Consider the following 13,223-nt stretch of genomic DNA (forward strand, 5'->3'; position numbering starts at 1 on the left):
GGCGCGATAGGCTAATGTGAGGCGCGAAGAGAATCGCTGTCCCGGAACACCATGCGCCAATATCTCGACCTTTTGTCCCACGTGCTCGACACGGGCACCGATCGCGGCGACCGCACGGGGACCGGCACCCGCTCGGTGTTCGGCCACCAGATGCGGTTCGACCTCGATGACGGCTTTCCGGTGCTGACCACCAAGAAGCTGCATTTGAAGTCGATCATCCACGAATTGCTGTGGTTTTTGTCCGGCGACACCAATATCGGCTACCTCAACCAGCACGGCGTGACGATCTGGGACGAATGGGCCGACGAGAACGGCGATCTCGGCCCCGTCTATGGCTCGCAATGGCGCTCCTGGCCGACGCCGGACGGCGGCTCGATCGACCAGATCGCGCAACTCGTCGACCAGATCCGCGACAATCCCGAGTCGCGGCGCCTGATCGTGTCGGCCTGGAACCCGGCCGAGATCGGCGAAATGGCGCTGCCGCCGTGCCACTGCCTGTTCCAGTTCTACGTCGCCGAGGGCCGGCTGTCGTGCCAGCTCTACCAGCGCTCGGCCGACATCTTCCTCGGCGTGCCGTTCAACATCGCCTCCTACGCGCTGTTGACGATGATGGTGGCGCAGGTGACGGGACTGCGGCCGGGCGAATTCGTTCATACGCTCGGCGACGCGCATCTCTACCACAACCATTTCATGCAGGCGCGGCTGCAGCTGACCCGCACGCCGAAGCCGCTGCCCACGATGCGCATCAATCCCGATGTCGCCGACCTGTTCGCCTTCCGCTACGCCGATTTCAGCCTCGAAGGCTACGAGGCCGACGCCTCGATCAAGGCGCCGATCGCGGTATGAGGCGGGTGTGAGGGGCTCGCCATGAGCAGTATCGCGATCGTTGTGGCCGTCGCCGAAAACGGCGTCATCGGACGCGACGGCGGCATGCCGTGGCGCCTGTCGACGGATCTCAAGCGGTTCAAGGCGGTCACGCTGGGCAAACCCGTCATCATGGGACGCAAGACCTTCGACAGTATCGGCAGACCCTTGCCCGGCCGGGCCAACATCGTGGTGACGCGCAATCGCGACTGGCGCGCCGACGGCGTCACGGTGACGGCGACGCTCGACGAGGCGCTGGCGATGGCGGCGCGCGAGGACGGCGATGAGATCTGCGTGATCGGCGGCGGCGAGCTCTATGCCCAGGCGATCGGCCTGGCCGACCGGCTGCATGTGACCCATGTGTTGGCCGATATCGACGGCGACACGCGTTTTCCGCCGATCGACCCGTCTGTGTGGGCGGTGGTGGAGGAGGCCGAGATCCCGCCCGGGGAAAAGGACAGCCACGCCACCCGTTACGCCGTTTACGAAAGGCGCTGAGCGCTTGCATGGCCGTGCCCGGTTTTTTACCCTATGATGTAAGAAAGCGCGACCATGTGCGGCAAATGACACCGCAAGGTCCATGCCCGCGTTGAAAGGGCGGTAGCGCATCCCTATAACTCTCGACACATGGATTCCGCCCGGCATTCAGGCCGTCGCGAAGCGGAACGCACAATGAAAGGAATTTCATGCCCTGGAGTAATCAGAGCGGAGGCGGCGGCCCTTGGGGGGGCGGCAATGGCGGTGGCCCCTGGGGCCAGGGACCGCGCGGTCCGGGTGGACCGTCCAACTCCCCCCCCGACCTTGAGGATATTATCCGACGCGGCCAGGACCGGCTGAAGCAGGCTCTGCCGGGCGGCGGCGGCTTCAGCCCCGCCATTGTCGGGCTGATCGTGGTCGGCCTGCTCGGACTGTGGGCCTTCAAGGCGATCTACACCGTCCAGCCCGACGAACTTGGCGTGGAACTGCGCTTCGGCAAGCCGAAGGACGATATTTCCGAGCCCGGCCTGCATTTCCATTGGTGGCCGATCGAGACCGTCGAAAAGGCCAACACGGCCGAAAAACTGCTCAATATCGGCGATGCGAGGGGATCGACCTCCTCCGGTCTGATGCTGTCGGGCGACCAGAACATCGTCGATGTCAGCTTTTCCGTCGCCTATCAGGTCGCCGATCCGCGCGCCTATCTGTTCAACGTGCAGAACCCGGACGACATGATCCGCCAGATCGGCGAGAGCGCGGTGCGCGAGGTCGTCGGCCGTCGACCGGCCCAGGACGTGTTCCGCGACGATCGCCAGGGCATTTCCGACAATGTGCGCAGCATCATCCAGACGACGCTCGAGGAATACGGCTCCGGCCTGGCGGTGAACGCGATCTCGATCGAGGACGCCGCGCCGCCGCGCGAGGTGGCCGACGCGTTCGACGAGGTGCAGCGCGCCGAGCAGGACGAAGACCGTTTCGTCGAGGAATCGAATCAATATTCCAACCAGCAACTCGGCCAGGCCCGCGGTGAAGCCGCCCAGATCCGGGAAGAGGCGGCCGCCTACAAGAACCGTGTCGTGCAGGAGGCGCGCGGTGAGGCCCAGCGCTTCATCTCCGTCTACGACGAATACGCCAAGGCGCCGGACGTCACCCGCAAGCGTCTGTTTCTGGAAACGATGGAACAAATCCTGAAAGGATCCAACAAGGTGATCGTCGAACAGGACAATGGCCAGGGCGTGGTGCCGTATCTGCCGCTGCCCGAACTGCAGAAGCGCGCGGGAGGAGACCAGTGATGTCGAACCGTCTTCCCATTATCGCGTTTGTGGTCGCGATCCTCGTCATTCTCGGATTTTCGTCGTTTTTCATCGTCAACGAACGCCAGCAGGCGATCGTGCTGCGCTTCGGCGAGATCGTCGAGGTGAAGACCGAACCGGGCCTCTATTTCAAACTGCCCTTCGGGTTTCTGGAGGCCGACAATGTGCAGCTGATCGAGGACCGCGTGCTGCGCTTCGATCTCGACGACATTCGCGTCCAGGTCTCGGGCGGCAAGTTCTACGAGGTCGACGCGTTCGTCGCCTACCGGATTTCCGATCCGCGGACCTTCCGCCAGACCGTGTCGGGCAGCGTGACGCTGGCCGAGCAGCGCCTGCGCACGCGTCTCGACGCAGCGCTGCGCCGGGTCTACGGCTTGCGCGGCTTCGAGGCCGCGCTTTCGGAAGAGCGCTCTTCGATGATGCGCGAGGTGCGCGACCAGTTGCGCCCGGACGCCAATTCGCTCGGCCTGGAGATCGAGGACGTGCGCATTCGCCGGACCGACCTGACCCAGGAGGTTTCGCAACAGACCTATGACCGCATGAAGGCCGAGCGCCTGGCCGAAGCCGAGCGCCTGCGTGCGCGCGGTCGCGAGGCGGCCCAGCGCATCCGCGCCCGCGCCGATCGCGAGGTGGTGGAAATCGTCGCCGAGGCACGCCGGGAATCGGAGATCCTGCGCGGTGAGGGCGAGGCGGAGCGCAACGCGATCTTCGCCGACGCCTTCGAGCGCGATCCGGAATTCTTCGAGTTCTATCGTTCGATGGCCGCCTATACGCAGGCGCTGGACAGCGAGGGCACCTCGATGGTGCTGTCGCCGAACTCGGAGTTCTTCCGCTATTTCGGTTCGGCCGCCGGCCGCGCGCCGGCGCCGGCCGAAAACGCTCCGGCCGCTCCGCGCGCCGACCGCACGACCACCGGCGCGACGCCGCCCGGCCAATAGAATGGGCGACTTCGTTGCCGCCATCGGTCTCGTCCTCGTGATCGAGGGCGTGATCTATGGCGGCTTCCCCGGTTTCGCCCGGCGGCTGGCAGCCGAAATGCGCGAGACGCCGGAACATGTTCTGCGTTATGGCGGGCTGGCGGCGGTCGCGGCCGGGGTCGCGATCGTGTGGATGGTGCGCGGGTAACGCAGGCGTTATCGATGCGGCGCGCGCGAGGTCGCAAACGCGCCGTATTTTTTGGGAAGTCTCAGTCAATCGGGCGAGGGCCGCGCCGACGGTCATGCGCCGCTACCGGGAGAACGATCGCATGTCCTTGACGCGAGTTTGGCCGTCGCTGCGCACGAGCCTGATTGCGGCCGCGGCCGCCGTTTCCGTCGCCGGCGTCACCATGTCCGTGCCCCAGGCCTCAGCCCAGAACGCCGGGCCGGCCTCGGTCGCCGACCTCGCCGACGGGCTGATCGGGGCGGTGGTCAACATCTCGACCTCGCAAACGACGCGCGGCGGACGCGACGCGGTGCCGATGCCCAAATTGCCGGAAGGGTCGCCGTTCCAGGATTTCTTCGACGAGTTCTTCCGCAACCGGGAAGGCCAGGACAACCGGCCGCGCAAGGTGCAGTCGCTCGGGTCCGGCTTCGTGATCGATGCCGAAGAGGGCATCATCGTCACCAACAATCACGTGATCGCCGATGCCGACGAGATCGAGGCCAATTTCTCCGACGGCAGCAAGCTGAAGGCCGAACTGATCGGGCGCGACACCAAGACCGATCTGGCGATCCTGAAGGTCGATCCGACGAAAAAGAAACTGACCGCGGTCCCGTTCGGCGATTCGGACAAGATGCGCGTCGGCGACTGGGTGCTGGCGATCGGCAATCCGTTCGGGCTCGGCGGCTCGGTGTCGATCGGCATCGTGTCGGCCAACAACCGCGACATCAATTCCGGTCCCTATGACGACTACATCCAGACGGACGCGGCGATCAATCGCGGCAATTCGGGCGGACCGCTGTTCAACATGGCCGGGGAGGTGATCGGCATCAACACCGCCATCATCTCGCCGTCGGGCGGCTCGATCGGCATCGGTTTCTCGATCCCGGCCAAGCTCGCCGTCAACGTGATCGACCAGTTGCGCGAGTTCGGCGAGACGCGGCGCGGCTGGCTCGGCGTGCGCATCCAGCCGGTGACCGACGACATCGCCGAAAGCCTCGGCATGGCGACGGCCAAGGGCGCGCTGGTGGCCGGCATCGTCAAGGACGGCCCGGTCGACAACGGCTCCATCCAGCCCGGCGACGTGATCGTGAAGTTCGACGGCCAGGACATTATCGACATGCGCGACCTGCCGCGCATCGTCGCCGAAAGCCCTGTCGGCAAGGCGGTCGACGTGGTGATCGTGCGCAAGGGCAAGGAAAGCACGGTCGAGGTCACGCTCGGCCGGCTGGAGGACGGCGAGCAGCTCGCCTCGGCCGAGACGGGCGGCGAGGGCGACGACGGCACGGTCGCAACCGCGACGGTGCTCGGCATGACCATTGCCGAGCTCGACGACCCGGCGCGGCAGCGTTTCGAGATTTCCGAGGATGTGTCCGGTGTGGTCGTGACCGAGGTCGCGCCGGACTCGGCGGCGATGGAAAAGGGTATCGCGGCCGGAGACGTCATCACCGAAATCGCTCAGGAATCCGTTTCGACACCGCAGCAGGTGATGGACCGGATCGCCGCGCTCAAGGAACAGGGCCGCAAAAACGCGCTGTTGATGCTGGCCTCCAAGAACGGCGAATTGCGTTTCGTGACCGTGCGGATGAATTGACGCGCACGCATATGGCCGCCGGGCACGCGGCCCGCACGGTCTGAACGCGGCCTACGGCTCGGCGCGGGCGCGCCAGGCCTCGCGGGACAGGCGGTAGAGGACGTGGCGGCGCAAGTCGGGATGGGTTTCGGGCACTTTCGGGTGGTCGAAATCCGCCTCCGGGTCGCGCCGCATGCCGATCCGCTCCATCACCGCGGTCGAGCGGGTGTTGTTCCACACCGCGAAGGACACGATCTCGTCAAGGCCGAGATCGTCGAACCCGTAGGCCAGCAGCGCCCGGGCGGCCTCGCTGGCGTAACCGTTGCCCCAAAATTCCGGCGCCAGCCGCCAGCCGATCTCGAACGTTTCGGCGGGCAGGACCGGTTCGAGACCGGCCGGCTGGAGACCGGCGAAGCCGATCGGCGCGCCGGTGGCGCGCAGTTCGAGCGCCGCGAAGCCGTAGCCGTTCCTGGCGATGCCGTCGCGCAGCATGTCGAACAGCCGGTCGGCCTGCTCGCGGTCTCGGCGGAAAGGGAAAAACGCCATCACCCGATCGTCGGAATTGATCCGGAAAAACAGCTCGCGGTCGCGATCCCGCCAGTTGCGGATCAGCAGACGGGGCGTCTCCAGCCTCATGGCCGGTGGAACTCGGGCTGGCGATAGCCCTGCAGGTAGAGCAGCGCCGTCAGGTCGCCATGGTCGACGCGGATTCGGGCCTGGGCGGCGACGCTCGGCTTGGCGTGCAGCGCCACGCCCGTTCCGGCGAGCCGCAGCATGTCGAGATCGTTGGCGCCGTCGCCGACGGCGATGGCGTCGGCCGTGTCCAGGCCGAGGCGCGTGGCGATCGCCTGCAGGGCCTCGGCCTTGGCGCTGCGGCCCAGAATCGGTTCGTCGACCCGGCCGGCCAGCACGCCGTCTTCTTCGACCAGCCGGTTGGCCTGGTTCTCGTGAAAGCCGAGCATGGCGGCGACCGGCCCGGTAAACAGCGTGAAGCCGCCCGACACGAGCGCGGTGAAGGCGCCGTCCCTTCGCATCGTGGCGACCAGTTCGCGGCCGCCGGGGGCGAGCGTGATGCGCTCGGCGATCACGCGCGCGACGACTTCGACCGGCAGGCCCTTGAGCAACGCCACACGCTCGCGCAGCGCCGGCTCGAAGGCAATCTCGCCGTCCATGGCGCGCGCGGTGATCGTCTCGACCTGAGCGCGCAGGCCGACTTCGTCGGCGAGTTCGTCGATGCATTCCTGGCCGATCATGGTGGAGTCCATGTCGGCGATCAGGATTTTCTTGCGCCGGCCGGCCCGGTCCTGAACGGCGATGTCGAGCGGGTGGCCGGCGAGCGCAGCCCGCAGGCGCGCGCCGGCATCGGCCGCATCGATGTGCGCGGGCACGGCGATGTCGGCGGCGACGGCCGGCGCCAGCCACTCGACCCGGCTTGCGCCGAGAGCCGATATGGCCATAGTCGCCGCGTCCTCGCTGAGCGCGCGGGCGACGGGATTGGAAATGATTGTTGCGACCAGTGCCATGAAAAACCCTGCACCGGCCGAACGCCGGGCACCGTTGAAAAACGCGATCCTGATAGCCGGCCCGACCGCCAGCGGCAAGTCGCGGCTGGCGCTGGCGCTGGCCGAGCGCAGCGGCGGGCGGATCGTGAATGCCGATTCCATGCAGGTCTACGCGACGCTCGAACGCATCACCGCACGGCCGGACCGTGCCGCACGCGACCGGGCGCCGCACCATCTTTACGGCCATGTCGATCCGGCACGGGCCTATTCCACCGGGGCCTGGCTGCGCGATGTCGCCGCGCTCGTGGACCGATTTGGCGTCGACGGCGCCCCGTTCATCTTCGTCGGCGGGACAGGGCTTTATTTCCGCGCCCTGGAAGGCGGGCTCTCCGCCATGCCCGACATTCCTGCGGCGGTTCGCCGCCGCTGGCGCGACCGCCTCGCGCGCGAGGGCAGCGCCGCGCTTCACGATGAGCTGGCGGCGCGCGACCCGGCAAGCGCGGCAAGGCTCGCGCCGGCCGACGGTCAGCGCATCGTGCGCGCGCTCGAGATTTTCGACCATACCGGCCGTCCGATCGGCGACTGGCAGGCCCGTCGGGCGCCGGCGATCGTGGAGCCGGACACGCTTCGCCGCTTCGTGCTCGAGGTCGACCGGGCGACGTTGACCCGCAGGATCGATGCGCGCTTCGACGACATGATGGCGTCCGGCGCGCTGGAGGAGGTCAGCGCGCTGGTCGCGCGCGGCCTGGACCCGGATCTTCCGGCGATGAAGGCCATCGGCGTGCCCGAACTGTCGGCGGCCCTCGCCGGGGCGGCGACGCTCGAGGATGCAGTTTCGCGGGCCAAGACCGCAACCCGGCGTTACGCCAAGCGCCAGGCGACCTGGTTTCGCAATCAGCTGGATTCGTCATGGACGAAAATCGCCCCGGACGTTCGGGTGGACAGAATATTTACCCCTCCCATTTAAGACACCACCAGGCCATTGCCGGCAGAGAAATTTTCACTCAAGGGTTGCAGTCATTAATACGGCCGTAAACAAAGACGTGCGAAACTCGGTTTCGGCTGGTTGGTGGTGGACGATGCGTTTCCATAAATCGGAATCGGCGTTTTTTGCCTTTATCGCCCTGATCCTCACGTCCGGGGCCTTCACGCTCGTCGCCTATGACGCGCTTGGCGGTTTCGAGGATATGGGCGGTTTCGGCGCGGCTGGCATGCGCCCGTCCCAGCTTTTGTTCGCCTCGGTGATGCTTCTGGCCGTCGCGGTATTTTTCGGCATGTTCTTCATCTACCCGCTTATCCGCACCCAGGTGAAGGAAGAAGGCAAGCTGCGCGAGATGACGGCCTCGCTCAGCGCGCGCTCCGAGACGCTGGAGCAGGCGGCGTTGACCGACGGGCTGACCGGGATGCAGAACCGGCGTTATTTCGACGATGCGCTACGCGAATATCTGCACGAGTTCCGCCGTATCGGCAAACCGATCGGCCTGATGATCCTCGATCTCGACCATTTCAAATCGGTCAACGACACCCATGGCCACGATGTCGGCGACGAGGTGCTGCGGGCGGTCGCGGGCTGCTTGCGCGATTTCACCCGCTATCACGATGTCGCGGCGCGGCTGGGCGGCGAGGAATTCGCCGTGGTGGCGCCGAACATGGACGAGGAACTGCTTACCAAGCTCGCCGAACGCATCCGCAAGGCGATCTCGGGCCTGACCGTGGTGTCGGGCAATATTCGGTTGAAGGTGACGACGAGCGTCGGCATCGCGGTGTGGGACGGCAAGGAAACGGCGGAGGACTTTTTCCGCCGCGCCGATCGCATGCTCTACCAGGCAAAACGTATGGGCCGCAACCGGGTCTGCGCCTGAGGCCGGGCGCCTCGCAGTGCCGCGCCCGACGGGCTCGTCCCGTTCCGGCGCCCGCCAAACCGCAGGCCGGCCGGCAGCGAAAATATCCTTCCTGAGAAGATCGACGAACAGGTTCGCGCCGTGGCGCCGGCGGGCTTTGCGGCCTATGCCGGCGCAGATCCGGCGGCGACAAAGGGCGTGGGCGGCGGAAAAGCTGGTTTGGAAAAGGCGGCCGCCGCGCCGCGCGCGCTCGCGGCGCGGCTATGCCGGCGTTGGAGGCGTTCTGCTTTGCACGGCTTCGCAGTCCGGTCCCAACGCATTGTTGCAAGACGTTTGCGAACGGCTCGGCGGCTTCCGCTTCGCCTAAAAACGCTTGAGGGCTTGCTTGCCGGTCGGCCGGGTCAGTCGCGGATCGGGCGGTAGGTGGCGTCGCCGAAACGGCGCGCGCGGCGCGGTTCGTCGTCGAAAGCGGCAACGCCGCCGCCCCGTTGTTCGCGGTCGGCCCAGCCGCCGCTATTGGCCGCGCCGCCGGGCAGGACGCGTTTCAACACGCTGCTCGGCTCGCCGAAGAAGGCGGGATCGGCCTGCGGATCGGCGGCGTTGGCCGGCTCGGCCCGGTTGACGTGCCGCATCCGCTCGATCATCGCGGCGAGGTCAAGGTCGTCGGGCTCGGTCACCTCGCCGAAGTCGCTGTCGGCGTGGGCACCGGGAATCAGGTCGGGGCTGAGTTCCTCGAATTTCAGGCGCATCGGCGTGGCCACGCCCTCGCCGAAGGCGATCGCCTCGCGTTGTCCCATGGACGACAGAAACGACAGGGTGGAGGCCGACGAGTCGGCGATCGCGCTGCGGATGATGTCCTGATCGCGATCATTGGACAGGCGCATGGCGAACACGGTCGAGCATTGCGACAGGATGGTCGGGTCGAGTTCGCCCGGTCGCTGGGTCACGACGCCGAGATAGCAGCCATATTTGCGGCCTTCCTTGGCGATCCGGGCCAGGGCGTGGCGGGTCGGCGCGAAGCCGAGCCGCGGGTCGGACGGCATGTAGCGGTGGGCTTCCTCGCACAGCACCAGCAATTTCAGCCGGTTCGCGCTCGCCTGGGCGAGGTCGAAGGCCAGCCTTGCCAGCACCGAACAGACCGAGTTGACCACCTCCGAGGGCATGCCGGCCATCTGGAAACACATGACCGGCTTGCCGCCATGGGGTACGCGGAAGGTCTTGCCGATGATGTCGCGGATGGAATCCTCGACCAGGCTCGGCGCGAACATGAACCGGTAGGACGGGTCGTTGATGATGCTTTCGAGCCGGCCGCGAAGCGAACGCAGGACGGGCCGCTCGGCCTTGGAATCGAGCAGGCCCATGCGCTCGTCGATCAGCCTGATCAGATCGTTGATGCGATAGGGCACCGGCGTGTCGGCGGTGACCGAACCGTGATCGGACGAGCGCCGCAGACGCGCCGCGCCGGAGGGTTGGCTGTAGGCGAGCTTGGCCGCGGGAATAAGGTCGCGAAGCATGTCGATTTCCTCGACCACCCCGTCGCGGCCGCGAAACAAGACCTCGGTCAACTCTTCGAGCCGGAACAGCCAAAACGGCAAGTCGAGCGTCGTCTGGTCGATGCGCGCGGCCTGACTGGGGAAGGCGGCGGAGAATTCGTTGTGCGGATCGAGGATGAGAATGCGCAGATCGGGGCGTTCCTCGATCGCCTTGTGCAAGAGCAGCGACACGGCGGAGGATTTGCCGACGCCGGTCGTGCCGACGATCGCGAAATGGCGATTGAGCATGCAGTCGATCGCGATGCGCGCCGGCAGCTTGGTGTTTTGGGCGAGTTGGCCGATGGCGACCGCCCGCTTGCCGTGCATCTGGTACACGGCCTCGAGATCGCGCGACCTGATCTGGTGCGCGATCGAACCGATATTGGGATAGACGGTGATGCCGCGGTCGAAGACCGGCCGGCGGGTACCGGGCTCGTCGCGAACCTCACCGATCAGTTCGAGATGAACCGTGATCGGATTGGTGCCGGTTTCGGCCCAGATGCCCGAGGGCGTCTCGATCGAGCAGACCAGGCCGACGAGACGGGTCTGGCCGGTCGACACCGAAATCAGCTTGCCGATGTTCCACAGATCGGTCGGTGCGTCCTCGGCCGCGTCGACATAGGACGAAATGGTCGCGCGCGCGCCGTCGCACTGGATGACGCGTCCCAGCATCCGGGCGTCCGGCTGCTGGGGGTTGCGTCTTTCCTGGCTGACCGTTTCGCCGACGGCCTTGCCGTTCTCGGCATACATCATCGACACATTCCCGTACCCTCGTTGCCAGGCACGGTAGCCGTGTTGGGTTAAGGCGGGGTGTTGGGGAATGGTAGACATTTCCCTAATGGCGGGGACGGCTCGCCGATGACGGGAACGGTCGCGGACGCGTTTTCGCGTTGACGGGGGCCGAAACCGTGCCTAAAGTCCGCGCCCATGAACACACGGATCATTCTCGTAGTAGGAACGCGCATGGGCAAGGCGGTGTAACCGTCGGGCAAAAGCACCCATGCGCGATCGTCAGGCTCCTTCGGGGGCCTTTTTTATTGTCAGGATCGCCGCTAAGGAACGTGGCGGCAGCGCGCAGAAGAAGATTGGGACGAAAGACAATGGTGAACCCGAAAGACGATACCGGCCGTGCCGAGATGACGGGCGCGGAGATGGTCGCGCAGGCGCTGAAGGACAACGGCGTCGAACATATTTTCGGCTATCCCGGCGGCGCGGTGCTTCCCATCTACGACGAACTGTTCCAGCAGGAGGATATCGAGCATATCCTGGTGCGGCACGAACAGGGCGCCGGCCACGCCGCCGAGGGCTATGCGCGCTCGACGGGCAAGGCCGGCGTGATGCTGGTGACGTCCGGGCCGGGGGCGACCAACGCGGTCACGCCGCTGCAGGACGCGTTGATGGATTCCATTCCGCTGGTCTGCATCACCGGCCAGGTGCCCACCACGCTGATCGGCTCGGACGCGTTTCAGGAATGCGACACGGTCGGCATCACCCGCCCGTGCACCAAGCACAATTGGCTGGTCAAGGACGTCAACGAGCTCGCCGGCATCATCCACGAGGCGTTCCACGTCGCCACCACCGGACGGCCGGGGCCGGTCGTGGTCGACATTCCCAAGGATATCCAGTTCGCCAAGGGCATCTACACCCCGCCGCAGCAGGCGCCGCGGACGTCGTACCGGCCGCGCCTGCAAGGCGATCTGGAGGCGATCAAGGCGGCGGTGCACCTGCTTTCCGAGGCCAAGAAGCCGATCATCTATTCGGGCGGCGGCGTGGTGAATTCGGGACCCGAGGCAAGCCATTTGTTGCGCGAACTCGTCGACCTGTCCGGTTTTCCGGTCACCTCGACGCTGATGGGGCTCGGCGCCTATCCGGCCTCGGGCGAGCGCTGGCTCGGCATGCTGGGCATGCACGGCACGTTCGAGGCCAACATGGCCATGCACGATTGCGACGTCATGCTGTGCATCGGCGCCCGTTTCGACGACCGCATCACCGGGCGCCTGGACGCGTTTTCGCCCAATTCGAAGAAGATCCACATCGATATCGACCCGTCCTCGATCAACAAGAACGTTCGCGCCGACATTCCGATCCTGGGCGATGTCGGCCGGGTGCTGGAGGATGTCGTGCGGCTGTGGCGCGCGACGGTCACGCCCGACCGTGCCGCGCTCGGACCCTGGTGGGAGCAGATCGAACGCTGGCGGGCGCGCGATTCGCTGGCCTACAAGCCCAATGACGACGTCATCATGCCGCAATATGCGGTCCAGCGGCTCTACGAATTGACCAAGGACCGGGACACGTTCATCACCACCGAGGTCGGCCAGCACCAGATGTGGGCGGCGCAGCACTACGGTTTCGAGCAGCCCAATCGCTGGATGACCAGCGGCGGGCTCGGCACGATGGGCTACGGCCTGCCGGCCGCGCTGGGCGTGCAGATCGCCCATCGCGACAGCCTGGTGATCGACATCGCCGGCGACGCTTCGGTGCTGATGACGATCCAGGAGATGAGCACGGCCGTCCAGTACCAGGCGCCGATCAAAATCTTCATCCTCAACAACCAATATATGGGCATGGTCCGGCAATGGCAGCAATTGCTGCACGGCAACCGGCTGTCGCATTCCTACACGGAGGCGCTGCCGGATTTCGTCAAGCTGGCCGAGGCCTATGGCGGCCACGGCATACGCTGCGAAAAGCCCGGCGAGTTGGACGACAAGATCGAGGAGATGATCGCGGTCAAGAAACCGGTGATCTTCGACTGCCGGGTGGCCAACCTCGCCAATTGCTTTCCGATGATCCCGTCCGGCAAGGCCCATAACGAGATGTTGCTGCCCGACGAGGCGACCGACGAGGCCGTTGCCAATGCGATCGACGCCAAGGGCAGGGAACTGGTCTAGGCGCGGAGAGCCGAGGGCTCGGCCACGCGGTCCGCAAGGACGGTCCGGCGCCCGCAAGAACCCGCCCGCCACAGCGCAGAAGGAAAAAGCGCA

Annotated in this window: 12 protein-coding genes; 9 read left to right on the top strand and 3 right to left on the bottom strand. The window is 66.1% G+C overall.

What is annotated here, in order from left to right; all coding sequences use genetic code 11:
* The first annotated feature begins 51 nt into the window (after positions 1–51).
* The 6 genes from C7T96_RS12630 to C7T96_RS12655 all read left to right on the top strand — a co-directional run bounded on the left by C7T96_RS12630 (position 52) and on the right by C7T96_RS12655 (position 5,388).
* Positions 52–846, top strand: coding sequence for a thymidylate synthase (locus C7T96_RS12630; protein WP_106571593.1), 795 nt, complete (start codon positions 52–54; stop codon positions 844–846).
* 21 nt (positions 847–867) lie between these two features.
* The gene (locus tag C7T96_RS12635; RefSeq protein ID WP_106571594.1) at positions 868–1,362 is read left to right on the top strand and encodes a dihydrofolate reductase; all 495 of its coding nucleotides are present in this window, start codon (positions 868–870) and stop codon (positions 1,360–1,362) included.
* A 188-nt stretch (positions 1,363–1,550) separates the two neighbouring features.
* Complete coding sequence (hflK, locus tag C7T96_RS12640; protein ID WP_106571595.1) at positions 1,551–2,633, top strand: FtsH protease activity modulator HflK; 1,083 nt, start codon at positions 1,551–1,553, stop codon at positions 2,631–2,633.
* On the top strand, positions 2,633–3,592 hold the full coding sequence (hflC, locus tag C7T96_RS12645) for a protease modulator HflC (RefSeq protein ID WP_106571596.1): 960 nt from the start codon (positions 2,633–2,635) through the stop codon (positions 3,590–3,592). The genes hflK and hflC overlap by 1 nt, the downstream gene beginning before the upstream one ends.
* Before the next feature lies 1 nt (position 3,593).
* Positions 3,594–3,779 carry a DUF2065 family protein gene (locus C7T96_RS12650; protein ID WP_106571597.1) on the top strand — a complete coding sequence of 62 codons (186 nt, stop codon included), beginning with the start codon at positions 3,594–3,596 and terminating at the stop codon, positions 3,777–3,779.
* A gap of 121 nt (positions 3,780–3,900) precedes the next feature.
* On the top strand, positions 3,901–5,388 hold the full coding sequence (locus tag C7T96_RS12655) for a DegQ family serine endoprotease (RefSeq protein ID WP_106571598.1): 1,488 nt from the start codon (positions 3,901–3,903) through the stop codon (positions 5,386–5,388).
* Positions 5,389–5,439: 51 nt separating this feature from the next.
* Here the strand turns inward: C7T96_RS12655 and C7T96_RS12660 are convergent, their stop codons facing one another.
* Together C7T96_RS12660 and serB are read right to left on the bottom strand one after the other, a co-directional pair.
* Complete coding sequence (locus tag C7T96_RS12660) at positions 5,440–6,003, bottom strand: GNAT family N-acetyltransferase (protein ID WP_106571599.1); 564 nt, start codon at positions 6,001–6,003, stop codon at positions 5,440–5,442.
* Positions 6,000–6,890 (bottom strand): phosphoserine phosphatase SerB, encoded by an 891-nt coding sequence (serB, locus tag C7T96_RS12665; RefSeq protein WP_106571600.1) that lies wholly within the window; start codon positions 6,888–6,890, stop codon positions 6,000–6,002. Before serB ends, C7T96_RS12660 begins: the two co-directional genes overlap by 4 nt.
* Between serB and miaA the strand changes: the two genes are divergently transcribed.
* The gene (gene miaA / locus C7T96_RS12670) at positions 6,889–7,836 is read left to right on the top strand and encodes a tRNA (adenosine(37)-N6)-dimethylallyltransferase MiaA (protein WP_106571601.1); all 948 of its coding nucleotides are present in this window, start codon (positions 6,889–6,891) and stop codon (positions 7,834–7,836) included. The genes serB and miaA overlap by 2 nt on opposite strands.
* Before the next feature lie 112 nt (positions 7,837–7,948).
* Positions 7,949–8,731, top strand: a complete 783-nt coding sequence (locus tag C7T96_RS12675; protein WP_106571602.1) for a GGDEF domain-containing protein — start codon at positions 7,949–7,951, stop codon at positions 8,729–8,731.
* A gap of 380 nt (positions 8,732–9,111) precedes the next feature.
* Here C7T96_RS12675 and C7T96_RS12685 read toward each other — a convergent pair whose 3' ends face one another.
* Entirely contained in the window at positions 9,112–10,992 is a 1,881-nt protein-coding gene (locus tag C7T96_RS12685) for an ATP-binding protein (RefSeq protein WP_106571604.1), read from the bottom strand.
* Between the two features lie 350 nt (positions 10,993–11,342).
* Between C7T96_RS12685 and C7T96_RS12695 the strand changes: the two genes are divergently transcribed.
* Entirely contained in the window at positions 11,343–13,130 is a 1,788-nt protein-coding gene (locus C7T96_RS12695; RefSeq protein WP_106571605.1) for an acetolactate synthase 3 large subunit, read from the top strand.
* Positions 13,131–13,223 lie beyond the last annotated feature (93 nt).

The sequence above is a fragment of the Nitratireductor sp. StC3 genome (genome assembly GCF_003015025.1).
Taxonomy (GTDB): Bacteria; Pseudomonadota; Alphaproteobacteria; order Rhizobiales; family Rhizobiaceae; genus Mangrovimarina; species Mangrovimarina alexandrii.

Coding starts and splice junctions, on each gene's coding strand:
- C7T96_RS12630 (WP_106571593.1), top strand. CDS start 52: ATGCGCCAATATCTCGACCTTTTGTCCCACGTGCTCGACACGGGCACC.
- C7T96_RS12635 (WP_106571594.1), top strand. CDS start 868: ATGAGCAGTATCGCGATCGTTGTGGCCGTCGCCGAAAACGGCGTCATC.
- hflK (WP_106571595.1), top strand. CDS start 1,551: ATGCCCTGGAGTAATCAGAGCGGAGGCGGCGGCCCTTGGGGGGGCGGC.
- hflC (WP_106571596.1), top strand. CDS start 2,633: ATGTCGAACCGTCTTCCCATTATCGCGTTTGTGGTCGCGATCCTCGTC.
- C7T96_RS12650 (WP_106571597.1), top strand. CDS start 3,594: ATGGGCGACTTCGTTGCCGCCATCGGTCTCGTCCTCGTGATCGAGGGC.
- C7T96_RS12655 (WP_106571598.1), top strand. CDS start 3,901: ATGTCCTTGACGCGAGTTTGGCCGTCGCTGCGCACGAGCCTGATTGCG.
- C7T96_RS12660 (WP_106571599.1), bottom strand. CDS start 6,003: ATGAGGCTGGAGACGCCCCGTCTGCTGATCCGCAACTGGCGGGATCGC.
- miaA (WP_106571601.1), top strand. CDS start 6,889: ATGAAAAACCCTGCACCGGCCGAACGCCGGGCACCGTTGAAAAACGCG.
- serB (WP_106571600.1), bottom strand. CDS start 6,890: ATGGCACTGGTCGCAACAATCATTTCCAATCCCGTCGCCCGCGCGCTC.
- C7T96_RS12675 (WP_106571602.1), top strand. CDS start 7,949: ATGCGTTTCCATAAATCGGAATCGGCGTTTTTTGCCTTTATCGCCCTG.
- C7T96_RS12685 (WP_106571604.1), bottom strand. CDS start 10,992: ATGTATGCCGAGAACGGCAAGGCCGTCGGCGAAACGGTCAGCCAGGAA.
- C7T96_RS12695 (WP_106571605.1), top strand. CDS start 11,343: ATGGTGAACCCGAAAGACGATACCGGCCGTGCCGAGATGACGGGCGCG.